The organism is Streptomyces sp. NPDC101151 (assembly GCF_044768335.1).
GTDB lineage: Bacteria > Actinomycetota > Actinomycetes > Streptomycetales > Streptomycetaceae > Streptomyces.
Window position 1 is genome coordinate 17811 of the sequence record NZ_JBIWPP010000049.1, and the last position, 16628, is coordinate 34438.

Consider the following 16628-nt stretch of genomic DNA (forward strand, 5'->3'; position numbering starts at 1 on the left):
GCGAGACCGACCGCACCGCACGATCACAGGGCGGCGGCCAAGAAGCCGCCGGTCGGCGCCGGGCCTTCGGCTGCGGCCGAAGGCCCGGCGCCGCACGCCGTATCAGGCGGCGGCCTTCGCCGCTGCCGCCTTGCCCTTGGCGACGGCGTCCTCGTGCGCCTTGGCCTTCGAGGTCTCGGCCAGCGGGATCAGCTCCGCCATGGCGGGGTTGGAGTGGGCCATGGTGAGCTCCGGGACGATGAAGTCGACCTCCATGCCGAGCATGTCGACGAAGATCGCCCGCAGGTAGTTCTGTACGTACTCATAGCCCTCGCGCGGAGTGCCGGGAGCGTAGGAACCGCCACGGCTGGCCACGACGTAGACCGGGGCTCCCTTGACGGGCGACGCCTCCACCCCGGCGGTGCGGCCCATGAGGATCACCTGGTCGAGCCAGGCCTTCAACGTGGACGGAACCGTGAAGTTGTACATCGGAGCGCCGATGAGCACGGCGTCCGCGCTCTCCAGCTCCTCGATCAGCTCCAGCCGCCCGGCGAAGGCGGCCGCCTGCTCGGGGGTGTGGCCGGCCGGGTCGCTGAATCCGGCGGACGCGGTGACGGCGTCCAGGTGCGGCACCGGGGCGGTGGCGAGGTCCCGGTAGATCACCGTGCCGTCGGGGTGCTGTTCCTCCCATGCCTTGCGGAAGGCCGCGGTGACGGAACGGGAGGCGGAGGCGGACTCGGGGAAGAGGGACGAGTCCAGGTGCAGCAGCGTGGCCATGAGGATCTCCAAAGAGCGGGGAACGGCAAGAAACGAAGCGCAGCGGGGGGCTGCGGTTCCGTGTGTACCTATTGATAACACAGCCACTTACTTTTTTTCACCTGCGATGGTCGTCACAGTAGACTCAAGGCATGGAGGAAGCGGTCACTGACCCCTGCAAGACGGTCGACACGGCGATCACGCGCGTCTTCGCGCTGCTCGGAAAGCGCTGGACGGGCTTGATCGTGGCCGTGCTGATGGAGCGCCCGGTGCACTTCGCCGACCTGCGCCGTGCCATCCCCGGTATCAGTGAGCGCATGCTCTCGGACCGCCTGACCGAGCTGGGGGCGGCGGGGCTGGTCCTGCGCGAGGTGGACGAGGGCCCGCCGCTGCGCGTCTCGTACCGGCTGACGGGCGCCGGCGCCGCCCTGGATCCGGCTCTGCGGGAGCTGCGGGGCTGGGCGGAGGAGCATCTCCCGGAGGCGCACGGTGTCTCGCTGTCGTGCCCCGGTGAGGCGACCGCCGCCTCCGGGGGGTAGGGGCTCGGGCCCGGTTTCCGCCGCTCGAGGTGCGGGGCGGCCTTCCCGGTACGACGGTGTGCGCCGCCGAAGCCGCTCGAGCGGACGTGGCCGCGCGGGCTTGGCGGAAGAGGCGTGCGCCGATGTGCTGTGCCGGTGTGCGGACGGCGCTCTCACGGCCGTGCGCCGGAACCCGTGACGACTCCTTGACCGCCGCCTCGCTCTTCGCGATGCTGTGTTGCGAAACGCGAGATGCGTGCCGTAATAGGCAACATCTTGCCCCTCTGTCAGCGAGGAGTGGCCATGTCTCAGCAGGTCCGTGCTGTCGTCGCGCGGAGCAAGGGCGCCCCCGTCAGTCTGGAAACGATCGTCGTGCCCGACCCCGGTCCGGGCGAGGCGCTCGTCAGGATCGAGGCCTGCGGCGTCTGCCACACCGATCTGCACTATCGCGAGGGCGGCATCAGCGACGACTTCCCCTTCCTGCTGGGGCACGAGGCGGCGGGGGTGGTGGAGTCGGTGGGCGAGGGCGTCACGGACGTGGCACCCGGTGACTTCGTGATCCTGAACTGGCGCGCGGTGTGCGGCCAGTGCCGTGCATGTCTGCGCGGGCGCCCCTGGTACTGCTTCGACACGCACAACGCGAAGCAGAAGATGACCCTGACCGACGGCACGGAACTCTCGCCGGCTCTGGGGATCGGCGCCTTCGCCGAGAAGACGCTGGTGGCGGCCGGGCAGTGCACCAAGGTGGACCGGGCCGCCTCGGCGGCCGCCGCCGGACTGCTGGGTTGCGGGGTGATGGCGGGGATCGGCGCCGCCATCAACACCGGCAACGTCGGACGCGGTGACAGCGTGGCGGTCATCGGCTGCGGCGGCGTGGGGGACGCGGCGATCGTCGGAGCGAATCTGGCGGGTGCGGCGAAGATCATCGCGGTGGACATCGACGACCGCAAGCTGGCCACGGCGAAGAAGCTGGGCGCTACCCACACGGTCAACTCCAAGGAGACCGACGCGGTCGACGCGGTGCGCGAGCTGACCGGGGGGTTCGGCGCCGATGTCGTGATCGAGGCGGTGGGCCGTCCGGAGACCTACCGGCAGGCCTTCTACGCCCGCGATCTCGCCGGGACGGTGGTGCTGGTCGGCGTACCGACCCCGGAGATGAAGCTGGAGCTGCCGTTGCTGGACGTGTTCGGCCGCGGCGGCTCGCTGAAGTCGTCCTGGTACGGCGACTGCCTGCCCTCCCGCGACTTCCCGATGCTCATCGACCTCTACCTGCAGGGCCGCCTCGACCTGGACGCCTTCGTCACCGAGACCATCGCACTGGACGAGGTCGAGAAGGCCTTCGAGCGGATGCACCACGGTGACGTCCTGCGTTCGGTGGTGGTCCTCTGATGGCAGGCGCGCGCATCGAACGCCTCGTCACCTCGGGGACGTTCTCCCTGGACGGCGGCACCTGGGACGTCGACAACAACGTGTGGATCGTGGGTGACGACAGCGAGGCGGTCGTCATCGACGCCGCTCATGACGCCGACGCCATCGTCCTGGCCCTCGGCGGACGCACCCTGCGCGCGATCGTGTGCACCCACGCGCACAACGACCACATCGACGCTGCGCCCGACCTCGCCGACAGGACCGGTGCCCCGGTCCTGCTGCACCCCGACGATCTGCCGTTGTGGAAGCAGACCCACCCCGACCGGACGCCGGACGGTGAACTGGCCGACGGACAGGCCGTCACGGTCGCGGGCGCGCGCCTGACCGTGCTGCACACCCCGGGCCACGCCCCCGGAGCCGTCTGTCTGTACGCGCCGGACCTCGCCGCCCTCTTCAGCGGCGACACGCTCTTCGCGGGCGGACCGGGGGCGACGGGGCGGTCGTACAGCGACTTCCCCACCATCATCGGCTCGATCAGGGACCGTCTCCTCGCGCTGCCGCACGACACCGTGGTGCATACGGGCCACGGCGACACCACCACCATCGGCGCCGAGGCGCCCCATCTTCAGGAGTGGATCGACCGGGGCTGCTGACCGCCCGGCGACGGCCTCGCCCCGGTGGCGGTGCCCTGGGCGCCATCGCCGGCGACGCGGCCGTCGCGCCCTGACGCAATGTCTGTTCGCCCTGCTCACCGTTGGTGTCCGGGGCAATTCGGCGTGCCCGGAAAACCGCCGTCGCGCCCGCATCGAACCGACCCTTGGACGCCTTGACAAGGGTTTGACGCGGCCCGCAAACTGGCGTTGCGCTAATCGCAATCCGTTTCGCTATACGCACCGAGGTGTCATGATGATTCCCGCGTGCCGTCTCGCGGATCTGCCGCGAGGCGAGGCCCACCGGCTCGACGTCGATCCGCCGGTCTCGGTGTTCCATACCGATGACGGCGAGCTTTTCGCCATCGACGACACTTGCACCCACCAGGACGCCTCGCTCGCCGACGGCTGGCTGGAGGGCTGCGAGGTGGAATGCCCGCTGCACGCCTCCAAGTTCGACCTGCGCACCGGAGCCGTGGACGCACCGCCGGCCAAGCTCCCGGTCCGCACGCACGAGGTCCTCGTCGAGGACGGAATGGTCTACGTGCGGCTGTCCATGGAGGCGCCCAACCTGCCGCCGTGCATCGCCTCCCGCCTGGCCGGAGGCCCCGCGTGAGGACCGTGGCCGTGGTGGGCGCCTCGCTCGCCGGACTGTCGGCCGCGCGCTCGCTGCGCAAACGCGGGTACGACGGTCGGCTGGTCGTCATCGGCGACGAGCCCCACCGGCCGTACGACAGGCCGCCGTTGTCCAAGGAGTTCCTGTCCGGTGCCATGGGCGAAGCGGATCTGGCCCTGGAAAGGGACGACGAGGAACTCCGGGCGGAGTGGGTGCTCGGCGTCCGCGCCACCGGGCTCGACCGCCACGAGCGGGCGATCCGGCTCGCCGACGGCCGGGAGATACGCGCCGACGGCGTGGTCATCGCGACCGGGGCGGCGGCCCGTACCCTACCCGGCACCGAGGGCCTGGCCGGAGTCCACGCGCTGCGCACCCTCGACGACGCCCGCGCCCTGCGGGACGAACTGGCCAGGGGCGGACGGCTGGTGGTGATCGGCGGCGGATTCATCGGCGCCGAGGTCGCCGCCACGGCCCACGTCCTCGGCCTCGACGTCACCGTGATCGAGGCGGCGCCGACACCCCTGGCCGGACCGCTCGGCGAGGCCATGGGCTCGGTCGTCTCCGCCCTCCACGCAGACCACGGCGTACGGCTGCTGTGCGGGGTGGGGGTCAAGGGGCTGGGCGGGGAACACCGGGTGGATTCCGTACTGCTGGAGGACGGCCGCAGCGTTCCCGCCGACACCGTCGTCGTCGGCGTGGGTGCGCTTCCCTGCGTCGACTGGTTGCAGGGGTCGGGCGTCGTGCTCGACAACGGAGTGAAGTGCGGCGCCGACGGACGCACCGGTCTGGCCGGGGTGGTCGCCGTGGGGGACTGTGCCAACTGGTACGACCCGCGCACCGGATTCCACCGCAGGGTCGAGCACTGGACCGGCGCGCTGGAACGGCCCGACGCCGCCGTGGCGACGCTGCTCGCCCACGGTGCGACGGAACCGGGCGTGCCCAGGCCCCCGTACTTCTGGTCCGATCAGTACGGCGTGAAGATTCAGTTCGTCGGCCACGCGGCCGGGGCCGACAGTGTGACGGTCGAGGAAGGTGCCACCGGAGACCGCAGTTTCCTGGCCGTCTACCGGCGGGCCGGCAGGCCGGTCGCCGTGCTCGGGATGAACCAGCCGCGGCTGTTCACCCGCTGGCGCAAGCAGTTCACCGCTGCCGTGTCTTGACAGCGTGTTTGCGACATCCCATGCTGCGTTGCACTTAACGCGCAGCGTTGCTTCATGTACAACGCCGTTCGAAGTCGCTCTTCCCGGCGCGTGACTCACCTTTCCACGACGTTTCCCGAGGAGTGCAGCGTTGACCTCGACAAACCTGCCGGACAGCCTGATCGCCACCCTCCCCGGCTCCGCCTACACGGACCCCGGCGTCTTCGCCCAGGAACAGGAGCGCCTCTTCGAGGCGATGTGGTTCTGCGTCGTGCGCGCCTCCGACCTGGCGAAGCCCGGTGCCTTCCGCACCGTCGACGTGGGCCGTGAGAGCATCCTCGTCACCCGGGCCCGGGACCACTCGATCCGCGCCTACTTCAATGTCTGCCGGCACCGCGGAGCCAAGCTCTGCACCGACGGGACCGGCGAGGTCAGGCGTGCCTTCCAGTGCCCGTACCACGCCTGGACGTACGACCTCGACGGCAAGCTGGTGGCGGCACCCAACCTCACCAAGATGCCCGACGTCGGCCGCACCGAGTACGGCCTGGTGAGCGTGGCCGTCCGTGAATGGCTCGGCTACGTCTGGGTCTGCCTCGCGGAGAACCCGCCCTCCTTCGAGGAGGAGGTCGTCGGCGAGGTCGTCAGCCGTCTCGGCGACGTGGAGTCGATCGACCGCTACGGCATCGCGGACCTCTCCGTGGGCAGGCGGATCGTCTACGACGTCAAGGCCAACTGGAAGCTCATCATCGAGAACTTCATGGAGTGCTACCACTGCGCCACGATCCACCCCGAACTCACCGAGGTGCTGCCCGAGTTCGCCGACGGCTACGCCGCTCAGTACTACGTCGGCCACGGCGCCGAGTTCGGCACGGAGATCCAGGGCTTCACCGTCGACGGCTCCGAGGGCCTGGACCGCATCCCGGGGGTGTCCGAGGAACAGGATCGCCGGTACTACGCGATCACCGTCAGGCCGCAGGTCTTCATCAACCTCGTGCCCGACCATGTGATCTTCCACCGTATGTACCCGGTGGCCGTCGACCGTACGGTCGTCGAGTGCGACTGGCTCTACCTGCCCCACGTGGTGGAGAGCGGCAAGGACGTCGGCCGGTCCGTGGAACTGTTCGACCGGGTCAACCGCCAGGACTTCGACGCCTGCGAGCGCACCCAGCCCGGCATGAGTTCGCGGCTGTACGCCAAGGGCGGTGTGCTCGTGCCCAGTGAGCACCACATCGGTGCCTTCCACGACTGGGTGCACGAGCGTCTCGGTACGGGGCAGCCGGGGTAGCGCAGGAGAGCGTGCCACCCGTGGCCGACGCGGGCGGCGCGGCCGTGGTGATCCGTGCGCTCAGCCCAGGTATCCCATGCGGTGGCTGATCTCCTCCGCGCCCTCGACCAGCACCGGAGCCAGCTCGCGCATGCGTTCCTCGGTGAACCGGTACGAGGGTCCGGAGGCGCTGATCGACGCGATGACCCGGCCTTCCCGGTCACGGATCGGTGCGGCCATGGCGTGCAGCCCGATCTCCAGCTCCTCCAGCGTCCGGGAGTAGCCGCGCTCCCGGGCCTCGGCGAGGTTCTTCTCGAGTTTCGCCTTCGAGGAGATCGTGTGGGGAGTCACCTTCTTCAGGCCGGCCTCCGTCAGCAGCGCGGCTCGCTTCTTGGCGGGCAGGTGGGCCAGCATGATCTTGCCGCTGGAGGTGGCGTGCAGCGGGGTCAGCTGGCCGACCCAGTTGTGCGCGGTGATGGCGCCCGGACCGCGCACCTGGTACAGGTTGATCGCGAAGTGCTCCTGCATCACGGCCATGTTGACCGTCTCGCCGATCTCCTCGGCCAGCCGCTCGCACACCGGACGGCCCTGCTGGGTGATGTCGATGCGTCCCGTGACGGCGCCCGCCAGGCGCACGATGCCGAAACCGAGCCGGTACTTGCCCCGCTCGCCCGACTGCTCCACCAGTCCGCGCGCCTCCAGAGCGCCGAGCAGACGGAACGCGGTCGACTTGTGGACGTCGATCTCGGCGGCCACCTCGCTCACGCCGGCTTCTCCGCGCTGGGCCAGGATCTCGAGGACGCTGATGGCCCGGTCGACGGACTGCACCCCGCCGGACTGCGAGCTGTTCGTTTCGGTATCCGGACTGTAGTTGCTCATAGCGGAACTATACGCGCAGTAAACAACACCCTTGCAAGCAACCTCACCGAAACGCGGACCCCGCAAGTTGCGCGGTTCGCAACCTGGTGCGTATAGCGATACCCGTACTAGCATGCCTCGCGTATCGACGGCGCGAGCGAGCGAGACGAGGCACCATGGCTCCCCTGCACTACGACTTCGTCATCGTCGGCGGTGGATCAGCCGGCAGCGCACTGGCGAACCGACTCTCGGCCGACCCCGGAAACCGGGTCCTGGTGCTGGAGGCGGGCCGGTCCGACTATCCGTGGGACGTGTTCATCCACATGCCCGCGGCGTTGACCTACCCCATCGGCAACCGCTTCTACGACTGGAAGTACGAGTCCGAGCCCGAGCCCCACATGGGCGGCCGGCGCATCTACCACGCCCGCGGCAAGGTGCTGGGCGGCTCCAGCAGCATCAACGGCATGATCTTCCAGCGCGGCAACCCCATGGACTACGAGCGCTGGGCGGCCGACCCCGGCATGGAGACCTGGGACTACGCCCACTGCCTGCCGTACTTCCGGCGGATGGAGAACTGCCTCGCGGCCGACCCCGACGACGAGTTCCGCGGGCACGACGGCCCCCTGGTCCTGGAGCGCGGCCCCGCCACGAACCCGCTGTTCGGCGCCTTCCTCCAGGCCGTCCAGGAGGCGGGCTACGCACGCACCGACGACGTCAACGGCTATCGGCAGGAGGGGTTCGCCCCCTTCGATCGCAATGTGCATCGCGGACGCCGTCTCTCGGCAGCGAAGGCGTACCTCAAGCCCGTGCGGAAGCGGCCGAACCTCACCGTCAAGACCCGTGCCCTCGTCCACCGGGTCCTCTTCGAGGGCAAGCGCGCGGTCGGCGTCGAGTACCGGCACGGTCGCGGTGCGCCGCAGCAGGTCCGGGCACGTGAAGTCATCCTGTGCGGCGGCGCGATCAATTCCCCGCAGCTGCTGCAGCTCTCCGGCGTCGGCAACGCCGCCGAGCTGTCCGCCCTGGGCATCGACGTCGTCCACGACCTGCCGGGCGTCGGCGAGAACATGCAGGACCACCTGGAGGTGTACGTCCAGTACGCCTGCAAGCAGCCCGTTTCCATGCAGCCGTACATGGCGAAGTGGCGCGCTCCCTTCATCGGGCTGCAGTGGCTCTTCCGCAAGGGCCCGGCCGCCACCAACCACTTCGAGGCCGGCGGTTTCGCCCGCAGCAACGAGGACGTGGACTACCCCAACCTGATGTTCCACTTCCTGCCGGTCGCGGTCCGCTACGACGGCTCCTCGCCGTCGGGCGGCCACGGCTATCAGGTGCACGTCGGGCCCATGTACTCCGACGCGCTCGGCTCCGTGAAGATCAAGAGCAAGGACCCGCGGGAACACCCGGAGCTGCGCTTCAACTACCTCTCCACCGAGCAGGACCGCCGTGAGTGGGTCGAGGCGATCCGCGTCGCCCGCAGGCTCCTCGACCAGCCCGCGCTCGCCCCGTACAACGCCGGGGAGGTCTCGCCCGGGCCGACGGTGGAGACCGACGAGGAGATCCTCGCCTGGGTCGCCAAGGAGGGCGAGACCGCGCTGCACCCGTCCTGCACCTGCAAGATGGGCACCGACGAGATGGCCGTCGTCGACCCGCTGAGCATGCGGGTGCACGGCCTGGAGGGGCTGCGCGTCGTCGACGCCTCGGTCATGCCCTACGTCACCAACGGCAACATCTACGCGCCGGTGATGATGATCGCCGAGAAGGCGGCCGACCTGATTCTCGGCAAGGAGCCGCAGGCGCCCTCCAAGGCCGCGTACTACCGCCACCGCGACGCCCAGAAGCAGGCCGGGTAGGCCTTGGGCGCCGAAGCCCTGCGGGCGCTGCTCGCCCGTGTCCGCTACGAGGTGCTGCCGGCGAAGGCGACCGAGGAGAAGGTTCTCGCCCATGTGCCGCGCGATGTCACGGTCACGGTCACCGCGTCGCCGGTCAAGGGCCTTGAGCCGACCCTCCGCCTCGCCGAGCGGCTCACGGCACACGGCTACCGTGTCGTCCCGCACGTGCCCGCGCGGCTGCTGCGGGACGACATGCACCTGAAGGACGTCGTCGAGCTGCTGCGCACGGTGGGCGTCGACGACGTCTTCGTCCCGGCGGGAGACGCCGACCCGCCGGCCGGGCCGTACGACGGGGCGCTGCCGGTGCTGCGCAAGCTGGACGAGCTGGGCGGGCCCTTCGCGCACCTGGGGATCACCGGTTATCCGGAGAGCCATCCGCTCATCCACGACGACATCACCATCCAGGCGATGTGGGACAAGCGCGCGCACGCCACGTACATCGTCAGCAACCTGTGCTTCGATCCGCGCGTGCTCGGCGACTGGATCGCCCGGATACGGCGGCGTGACGTCACACTGCCCGTGCAGGTGGGCGTCGCCGGGCCCGTTCAGCGCGCCAAGCTGCTGTCCATGGCGACGAAGATCGGGGTGGGGGAGTCCACGCGCTTCCTGACCAGGCACGCGTCGTGGTTCCTGCGGTTCGCGACGCCCGGCGGGTACGTGCCCGAGCGGCTGCTCGAGCGCGGGGCGCAGGCACTGACCGCACCGTCGGCCAAGGTGGCCGGCCTGCACGTCTTCACGTTCAACCAGATCGCGGAGACGGAACGCTGGCGCCGCGCCCTGCTGGACCGGTTGGACGGCTGAGGGTTCGGCCCGAACGGCCTCGGCCTCGACCGCCGGACGGGCAGGGTGCGCCCGGCGGTCCTGCGACGCTCAGCGGAAGACCACCGTGCGGTTCCCGTCCACCATCACCCGGCTCTCGGTGTGCCACTTCACCGCATGGGCCAGTACCTGCGCCTCCACGTCCCGGCCGACCGTGACGAGGTCGTCCGGGTCGAGGGAGTGGTCCACCCGGACCACGTCCTGGTCGATGATCTGGCCCTCGTCCAGGTCCGGCGTCACGTAGTGGGCCGTCGCGCCGACCAGTTTCACCCCCCGCTCGTACGCCTGCAGGTAGGGCTTCGCGCCCTTGAAGCTCGGCAGGAAGGAGTGGTGGATGTTGATGGCGCGGCCCTCCAGCTCCTTGCACAGGTCGTCGGACAGGACCTGCATGTAGCGGGCCAGGACCACCAGGTCGACGTGCAACTCCTGTACCAGCTCCAGCAGGCGTGCCTCGGCCTCGGGCTTGGTGTCCCTGGTCACCGGGATGTGGTGGAAGGGGATGCCGTAGGTCTCCGCCAGCGACTCGAAGTCGCGGTGGTTGGAGACGATGGCCGGGATCTCGATGTTGAGGGCGCCGGTGCGGCAGCGGAAGAGCAGGTCGTTGAGGCAGTGGCCGAACCTGGACACCATGATCAGCGTCCGGGTCGGGGTCGCGGCGTCCCGCAGCGTCCAGGTGATGCCGTGGGCCTCGGCCACGGGGCCGAATCGGTGACGCAGATGGTCCAGGTCGACCTCCGGATCGGAGACGTCGAAGTGGACCCTCATGAAGAAACGGCCCTGCAGTCGGTCGTCGAACTGCTGACTCTCCAGGATGTTGCCGGAGTTCCTGACGAGGAAGCCGCTCACCGCGTGGACCAGTCCGGCCGTGTCCGGACACGAGAGGGTGAGGACGTACTCACGGCCGGGCTGCGGGCGAGGGGACATGGAGGGCCTCCCTGGTGCGTATGGCACAACATGGTGAGCGATACGCAACAAGGTTGGGGTGAGTGCCGCCCGCGGTCAAGGGTGTCGGGGCATCTGCCGTGATGGCCGAATCGGGATCCGCCAACCCCTTGACGTATGTCAGCCCATTCGGCCAGGGTGTTCCACCACAAGCAATTCAATGCACAATGCGCAACGAATTCCATTCGAAGGGCTCGGCGCGTGGCAGATCTGTATGTGGACGGAGAATGGCGCGCTGCGGTGGCCGGCGGCCACCGGGAGATCCGCTGCCCGGCGGACGGCACGCTCGTCGCGACGGTGTCCGAGGGAACGCGTGCCGACACCGAGGCGGCGATCGCCGCGGCCCGGCGGGCCTTCGACACCGGTCCCTGGCCGCACACCCCCGAGCGTGAGCGCGGCGCACTGCTGCTACGCACCGCCGGCCTCATCGAGCGCGACGCCAAGGAGTTCGCCCGCGCGGAGTCGCTCGACACCGGCAAGCGACTGGTCGAGAGCGAGTACGACATCGCCGACGTCGTCTCCTGCTTCCGCTACTACGGCGGCATCGCCGGCACCAGCGCCGGCCGGGTGGTGGACACCGGCCGCGACGACGCCCTCAGCCGGGTCACCTACGAGCCCGTCGGCGTCTGCGGACTGATCACCCCCTGGAACTACCCACTGCTCCAGGCCTCGTGGAAGGTCGCCCCCGCACTGCTCGCGGGCAACACCGTCGTCCTCAAGCCCAGCGAACTCACGCCCTCCACCTCGATCCTGCTGATGCGGGCCCTGCACGAGGCAGGGCTCCCGGCCGGCGCCGCCAATCTCGTGATGGGCGCCGGAGCCGAGGTGGGCGCGCCGCTGTCCGAGGACCCGGCCGTCGACATGGTGTCCTTCACCGGCGGGCTGGCCACGGGCCGGCACATCATGGCCACCGCCGCAGCGACGGTGAAGAAGGTCGCGCTGGAACTCGGCGGCAAGAACCCCAACGTGGTCTTCGCCGACGCGGACTTCGCGACCGCCGTGGACTTCGCGCTCACCGCCGTCTTCCTGCACTCCGGGCAGGTCTGCTCGGCCGGCGCCCGGCTGATCGTCGAGGACTCGCTGCACGACGCCTTCGTCGACGAGGTCGTACGCCGCGCCGAATCGATCCGGCTCGGCGGGCCTTTCGATCCCGAGGCCGAGACGGGTGCGCTGATCTCCGAACAGCACCGGGAGAAGGTCGAGGCGTACGTCGCCGCCGGCCTCGCCGAGGGCGCCGTACTGCGCTGCGGCGGTGACCGCCCCGCCGACCCCGAGCTGGCGAACGGCTTCTACTACCCGCCCACCGTCCTCGACGAGTGCCGGCAGGACATGCGCGTGGTGCACGAGGAGTCCTTCGGACCCGTGCTCACCGTCGAGCGCTTTCGCGACGAGGACGACGCCGTACGCATCGCCAACGACACGGAGTACGGACTCGCCGGAGCCGTCTGGACGCAGGACGCGGGCAAGGCCCAGCGGGTCGCACGCCGGCTGCGTCACGGCACGGTGTGGATCAACGACTACCACCCCTATGTGCCGCAAGCGGAATGGGGCGGGTTCGGGCACTCGGGCGTGGGCCGGGAGCTGGGACCGACCGGGCTCGACGAATACCGAGAGCCGAAGCACGTCTGGCAGAACATCCAACCCCGGCCGCAGCACTGGTTCCGCGGCTGAATGCCGAAAAGAGGTCGATCGTGGCCCCAGCACAGACCGAGGTGTCGCAGCGGCGCGACACGTCCAAGGACCCCCAGGACCGCACCCCGGTCATCTCCGTGCGCCGGCTGTGGAAGGTGTTCGGGCCCAAGGCCGACCAGGTACCGGACTCCGAGGAGCTGTGCGGACTCACCCGCCGCGAGCTCATGGACCGCACCGGCTGCACCGCCGCCGTGCGCGACGTGAACTTCGAGGTGTCGCCCGGTGAGGTCTTCGTCGTCATGGGCCTGTCCGGTTCCGGCAAGTCCACCCTGGTGCGCTGTCTCACCCGGCTCATCGAACCCACCGCGGGCGAGGTCGTCTTCGAGGGCGAGGACATCCGGGGCGCCGACCCGAAGCGGCTGCGCGAACTGCGGCGCAGCAAATTCTCCATGGTCTTCCAGCACTTCGGGCTGCTTCCGCACCGCAGAGTCGTCGACAACGTGTCGTTCGGCCTGGAGATCCGCGGCATGGGCAAGGCCGAACGCACCAGGAAGGCCCTGGAGATCGTCGAACTGGTGGGTCTGTCCGGGTACGAGAACGCCTACCCCGACCAGCTCTCCGGCGGCATGCAGCAGCGCGTGGGTCTCGCCCGCGCCCTCGCCGGCGACCCCGACGTCCTCTTCTTCGACGAGCCGTTCTCCGCGCTCGACCCGCTGATCCGCCGCGACATGCAGAGCGAGGTCATCCGCCTGCACCACGAGGTCGGCAAGACCATGGTCTTCATCACCCACGACCTCTCCGAGGCACTGAAGCTGGGCGACCGCATCCTGATCATGCGCGACGGCAAGATGGTCCAGTGCGGCACCGGCGACGAACTCGTGGGCGCCCCCGCCGACGACTACGTACGGGACTTCGTCAAGGACGTGCCGCGCGGCGACGTACTGACCCTGCGCTGGATCATGCGACCCGCGCAGCCCGACGACGCGCTCGACGGCCCCGAACTCGGCCCGGACGTCGTCGTCCGCGAGGCCACTCGTGCGGTGCTGGCCGCCGACAAGCCGGTCAAGGTCGTCGAAGACGGGAAGTTGCTCGGCATCGTGGGCGATGAGGAGATCCTCGCGGTGGTGGCCGGGCAAGAAGGCGGCGCGTGATGGCCACAGTGGTGGAGAAGCCCGAGAAGACCGACAAGATCCCGACGGCGGTGGCCGCGCCGGCTGCCCGCAAGGTCAGCCGCCCCATGGTGCTGGCGGCGATCCTGATCGCCTGGCTGGTGCTCTTCGCCGTCCTGCGCGGCCGGCAGACGCTGACCCTCGCCGCTGCCGACCTCACCGGTCTGCACCGCTGGTTGAACGACGTCAACGACACCATCGGAGCCAACCGCAACTCCAACCCGCTCTTCCTGTACTTCTTCAACGAGATCCGCCTGGGCATCGACAACCTGGTGACGTTCGTCCAGTCCCTGATCTCCCAGCCCACCGGCGACCGCCCGGTTCCGCAGATCGGCTGGCTCGGCGTCGTCGGACTCGCCGGCTACGTCTCCTGGGTCGTGGGCAACTGGCGGGTCGCCCTCCTGGCGGTGGCGGGCTTCACCTTCTTCGGGCTGCAGGGCCTGTGGCAGGAGAGCATGGACACGCTGGCGCTGACCCTGTCGGCGGTCCTCGTGGCGCTCCTCATCGGCATCCCGCTCGGCGTGTGGGCGGGCCTCTCCGACCGGTTCAACCGGATCATGACGCCCTTCCTGGACTTCATGCAGACGATGCCGACCTTCGTCTACCTCGCTCCGCTGACCCTGATCTTCCTCATCGGAGGGGCCTCCGCCGTGATCACCACGGTGATCTACGCGGCACCGCCCGCCATCCGCATCACCGCGCACGCCATCCGCTCCGTACCGGAGACCACCGTCGAGGCGGCGGACTCCCTCGGCACGACGCGGTCCCAGCAACTGGTGAAGGTGCTGCTGCCGATGTCCAAGCGCACGGTGGTCATGGGCGTCAACCAGACCATCATGGCCGCCCTGGCCATGGTGACCATCGCCGCCCTGATCGACGCGCCGGGCCTCGGCAAGACCGTCGTCCAGGCCCTGCAGTCGCTCGATGTCGGCACCGCCTTCAACGCCGGCCTCGCCATCGTCGTCATGGCCATCGTGCTCGACCGGGTCACCACGGCGGCGGCCGGACGCGCCGAGGAGGCCCGCCGCTCGGGCGGCCGCCTTCTCACGTGGCGCAGGCCGCTGCTGGCGGCCGGCGGCATCGCGGTGGCCGTCCTGGTCTACCTGTCCCACACCTTCGTCTGGGCGGCCGAGTTCCCCGGCGACGGCAGCACCGGCCGTCACATCGCGAGCGCGGCCGACACCACGACCACCTGGCTGCAGGACCATCTCTCGGGCCTGACCAACGCCCTTCGGGACGTCATCACCAACGGTCTGCTCAACCCGTTCCAGACACTGCTCACCGACTCCCCGTGGTGGCTCGTCGGCGCCACCCTGGTCGCGCTCGGCGCGGTGCTCGGCGGATGGCGCGCCGGGGCGACGGCCGCCGCGTGCGTCGCACTGCTCGTCGGCACGGGCCTGTGGTCGGACAGCATGACGACACTAGCCTCGACCGCCGTGGCCACGGTGCTGGTGATGCTGCTCGGCGCCGTCTTCGGCGTCTGGATGGGACGCAGCCTGCTCGTGGACCGGCTGGTGCGGCCCACCCTGGACGCCGCCCAGGTCATGCCGCCGTTCGTCTATCTCGTGCCGTTCCTGGCCCTCTTCGGCGCCACCCGGTTCACCGCGATCGTCGCGGCCGTCGTCTACGCCGCGCCCGTCGCCATCAAGATCATCGCGGACGGTGTGCGAAACGTGCCCGAGTCCACCGTGGAGGCGGCCACCTCGGCCGGGTGCAACACCTGGCAGATCATCACCAAGGTCCAGCTGCCGATGGCACGCAGCGCCCTGACGCTCGCGACCAACCAGGGTCTGATCTATGTGCTGTCGATGGTTGTGGTGGGCGGCCTGGTAGGGGCCGGCGCCCTCGGCTACGACGTCGTGGCCGGATTCTCGCAGGGAGAGCTGTACGGCAAGGGGCTGGCGGCGGGACTCGCCATCGTACTGCTCGGAGTCATGTTCGACCGGATCACGCAGGCTGCGGCGCGACGCACCAGGGCATAAGGAGCAGGACACCATGGCAAGACACTGGCGAGCCGGCGCGGCCGGCCTGGCCGTCCTCGGCCTCACCCTCACGGCGTGCGGAGGGGCGAAGGTCGGCGACAGCTCCTCCGGGGGCTCGAAGAGCTCGGGCGGCAAGTGCGGCACGTTCAACCTCGCCGTCAACCCGTGGGTGGGTTACGAGGCGGACGCGGCGGTCGTCGCGTACATCGCACAGCACGACCTCGGCTGCACGGTGAACAAGAAGGATCTCAAGGAGGAGATCGCCTGGCAGGGCTTCGGGACGGGCGAGGTCGACGCCGTCCTGGAGAACTGGGGCCACGACGATCTGAAGAAGAAGTACATCTCCGGGCAGAAGACCGCCGTCGAGGCCGGGCAGACCGGCAACAAGGGGGTCATCGGCTGGTACGTGCCGCCGTGGCTGGCCAAGGCCCACCCGGACATCACCGACTGGAAGAACCTCGACAAGTACGCCGCCGAGTTCAAGACCTCCGAGTCGGGCGGCAAGGGTCAGCTGCTGGACGGCGACCCGTCGTACGTCACCAACGACGCGGCGCTGGTGAAGAACCTGAAGCTGGACTACAAGGTGGTGTACGCGGGCAGCGAGACCGCGCTCATCCAGGCCTTCCGGACGGCCGAGAAGAACAAGCAGTGGGTGATCGGCTACTTCTACGAGCCGCAGTGGTTCCTGTCCGAGGTGCCGCTGGTGAAGGTGGACCTTCCCAAGTACACGACGGGCTGCGACACCGACGCGGCGAAGGTCGCCTGCGACTATCCCGTCTACGACCTGGACAAGATCGTCAGCGCGAAGTTCGCCAAGTCGGGCAGCCCGGCATACGACCTGGTCAAGAAGTTCAACTGGACCAACGACGACCAGAACACCGTCGCCAAGTACATCGCGGTGGACAAGATGTCCGCCGAGGCGGCGGCCAAGAAGTGGGTCGGGGCCAACCGCGCCAAGGTCGACGCCTGGCTGAAGTAGCGGGCGGCGACACGTCCGGGGCAGCGCCGCCGTCACCGTCTCCCGCCGTGGAGCGGTGACGCGTCGGCGAC

At 69.5% G+C, this 16628-nt stretch carries 15 protein-coding genes; 12 read left to right on the forward strand and 3 right to left on the reverse strand.

Annotation, left to right across the window (positions count from 1 at the left end; translation table 11 throughout):
• Nucleotides 1-102: 102 nt before the first annotated feature.
• A complete protein-coding gene (locus ACIRU3_RS42490; RefSeq protein WP_404068863.1) occupies nt 103-756 on the reverse strand; it encodes an FMN-dependent NADH-azoreductase in 654 nt (217 codons plus the stop codon).
• A 131-nt stretch (nt 757-887) separates the two neighbouring features.
• Between ACIRU3_RS42490 and ACIRU3_RS42495 the strand changes: the two genes are divergently transcribed.
• The 6 genes from ACIRU3_RS42495 (at nt 888) to ACIRU3_RS42520 (ending at nt 6311) form a co-directional block, all read left to right on the forward strand.
• A complete protein-coding gene (locus ACIRU3_RS42495; protein ID WP_404068866.1) occupies nt 888-1274 on the forward strand; it encodes a winged helix-turn-helix transcriptional regulator in 387 nt (128 codons plus the stop codon).
• Between the two features lie 282 nt (nt 1275-1556).
• Nucleotides 1557-2642 (forward strand): S-(hydroxymethyl)mycothiol dehydrogenase, encoded by a 1086-nt coding sequence (locus ACIRU3_RS42500; protein WP_404068869.1) that lies wholly within the window; start codon nt 1557-1559, stop codon nt 2640-2642.
• The gene (locus ACIRU3_RS42505) at nt 2642-3274 is read left to right on the forward strand and encodes an MBL fold metallo-hydrolase (RefSeq protein ID WP_404068872.1); all 633 of its coding nucleotides are present in this window, start codon (nt 2642-2644) and stop codon (nt 3272-3274) included. The genes ACIRU3_RS42500 and ACIRU3_RS42505 overlap by 1 nt, the downstream gene beginning before the upstream one ends.
• A gap of 250 nt (nt 3275-3524) precedes the next feature.
• Complete coding sequence (locus ACIRU3_RS42510) at nt 3525-3887, forward strand: bifunctional 3-phenylpropionate/cinnamic acid dioxygenase ferredoxin subunit (protein ID WP_404068874.1); 363 nt, start codon at nt 3525-3527, stop codon at nt 3885-3887.
• Nucleotides 3884-5047: an NAD(P)/FAD-dependent oxidoreductase gene (locus tag ACIRU3_RS42515; RefSeq protein ID WP_404068877.1), complete on the forward strand. Its 1164-nt coding sequence runs from the start codon at nt 3884-3886 to the stop codon at nt 5045-5047. Before ACIRU3_RS42510 ends, ACIRU3_RS42515 begins: the two co-directional genes overlap by 4 nt.
• Nucleotides 5048-5177: 130 nt before the next feature.
• Nucleotides 5178-6311 (forward strand): aromatic ring-hydroxylating dioxygenase subunit alpha, encoded by a 1134-nt coding sequence (locus ACIRU3_RS42520; protein ID WP_404068880.1) that lies wholly within the window; start codon nt 5178-5180, stop codon nt 6309-6311.
• A 60-nt stretch (nt 6312-6371) separates the two neighbouring features.
• Here ACIRU3_RS42520 and ACIRU3_RS42525 read toward each other — a convergent pair whose 3' ends face one another.
• Nucleotides 6372-7169, reverse strand: coding sequence for an IclR family transcriptional regulator (locus ACIRU3_RS42525; protein ID WP_404068883.1), 798 nt, complete (start codon nt 7167-7169; stop codon nt 6372-6374).
• 155 nt (nt 7170-7324) lie between these two features.
• On the opposite strand from ACIRU3_RS42525, the gene betA reads away from it, so the two are divergent.
• Together betA and ACIRU3_RS42535 are read left to right on the forward strand one after the other, a co-directional pair.
• On the forward strand, nt 7325-8995 hold the full coding sequence (gene betA / locus ACIRU3_RS42530; protein WP_404068886.1) for a choline dehydrogenase: 1671 nt from the start codon (nt 7325-7327) through the stop codon (nt 8993-8995).
• Between the two features lie 3 nt (nt 8996-8998).
• Nucleotides 8999-9835 (forward strand): 5,10-methylenetetrahydrofolate reductase, encoded by an 837-nt coding sequence (locus ACIRU3_RS42535; protein ID WP_404068889.1) that lies wholly within the window; start codon nt 8999-9001, stop codon nt 9833-9835.
• Nucleotides 9836-9904: 69 nt separating this feature from the next.
• On the opposite strand, the gene purU is transcribed toward ACIRU3_RS42535, so the two are convergent.
• Complete coding sequence (purU, locus tag ACIRU3_RS42540) at nt 9905-10777, reverse strand: formyltetrahydrofolate deformylase (protein ID WP_404068892.1); 873 nt, start codon at nt 10775-10777, stop codon at nt 9905-9907.
• Between the two features lie 219 nt (nt 10778-10996).
• Here purU and ACIRU3_RS42545 point away from each other — a divergent pair, with 219 nt between their 5' ends.
• From ACIRU3_RS42545 to ACIRU3_RS42560, 4 genes are read left to right on the forward strand one after another with little or no spacing between them, the layout of a single operon-like run.
• On the forward strand, nt 10997-12466 hold the full coding sequence (locus tag ACIRU3_RS42545; protein WP_404068895.1) for an aldehyde dehydrogenase family protein: 1470 nt from the start codon (nt 10997-10999) through the stop codon (nt 12464-12466).
• A 20-nt stretch (nt 12467-12486) separates the two neighbouring features.
• Nucleotides 12487-13578 carry a glycine betaine/L-proline ABC transporter ATP-binding protein gene (locus ACIRU3_RS42550; protein WP_404068898.1) on the forward strand — a complete coding sequence of 364 codons (1092 nt, stop codon included), beginning with the start codon at nt 12487-12489 and terminating at the stop codon, nt 13576-13578.
• Complete coding sequence (locus ACIRU3_RS42555) at nt 13578-15578, forward strand: ABC transporter permease (RefSeq protein ID WP_404068927.1); 2001 nt, start codon at nt 13578-13580, stop codon at nt 15576-15578. The genes ACIRU3_RS42550 and ACIRU3_RS42555 overlap by 1 nt, the downstream gene beginning before the upstream one ends.
• Before the next feature lie 13 nt (nt 15579-15591).
• Complete coding sequence (locus ACIRU3_RS42560) at nt 15592-16557, forward strand: ABC transporter substrate-binding protein (protein WP_404068901.1); 966 nt, start codon at nt 15592-15594, stop codon at nt 16555-16557.
• The last annotated feature ends 71 nt before the right edge of the window (nt 16558-16628 follow it).

Coding starts and splice junctions, on each gene's coding strand:
- ACIRU3_RS42490 (WP_404068863.1), bottom strand. CDS start 756: ATGGCCACGCTGCTGCACCTGGACTCGTCCCTCTTCCCCGAGTCCGCC.
- ACIRU3_RS42510 (WP_404068874.1), top strand. CDS start 3,525: ATGATGATTCCCGCGTGCCGTCTCGCGGATCTGCCGCGAGGCGAGGCC.
- ACIRU3_RS42500 (WP_404068869.1), top strand. CDS start 1,557: ATGTCTCAGCAGGTCCGTGCTGTCGTCGCGCGGAGCAAGGGCGCCCCC.
- ACIRU3_RS42495 (WP_404068866.1), top strand. CDS start 888: ATGGAGGAAGCGGTCACTGACCCCTGCAAGACGGTCGACACGGCGATC.
- purU (WP_404068892.1), bottom strand. CDS start 10,777: ATGTCCCCTCGCCCGCAGCCCGGCCGTGAGTACGTCCTCACCCTCTCG.
- ACIRU3_RS42505 (WP_404068872.1), top strand. CDS start 2,642: ATGGCAGGCGCGCGCATCGAACGCCTCGTCACCTCGGGGACGTTCTCC.
- ACIRU3_RS42525 (WP_404068883.1), bottom strand. CDS start 7,169: ATGAGCAACTACAGTCCGGATACCGAAACGAACAGCTCGCAGTCCGGC.
- ACIRU3_RS42555 (WP_404068927.1), top strand. CDS start 13,578: ATGGCCACAGTGGTGGAGAAGCCCGAGAAGACCGACAAGATCCCGACG.
- ACIRU3_RS42560 (WP_404068901.1), top strand. CDS start 15,592: ATGGCAAGACACTGGCGAGCCGGCGCGGCCGGCCTGGCCGTCCTCGGC.
- betA (WP_404068886.1), top strand. CDS start 7,325: ATGGCTCCCCTGCACTACGACTTCGTCATCGTCGGCGGTGGATCAGCC.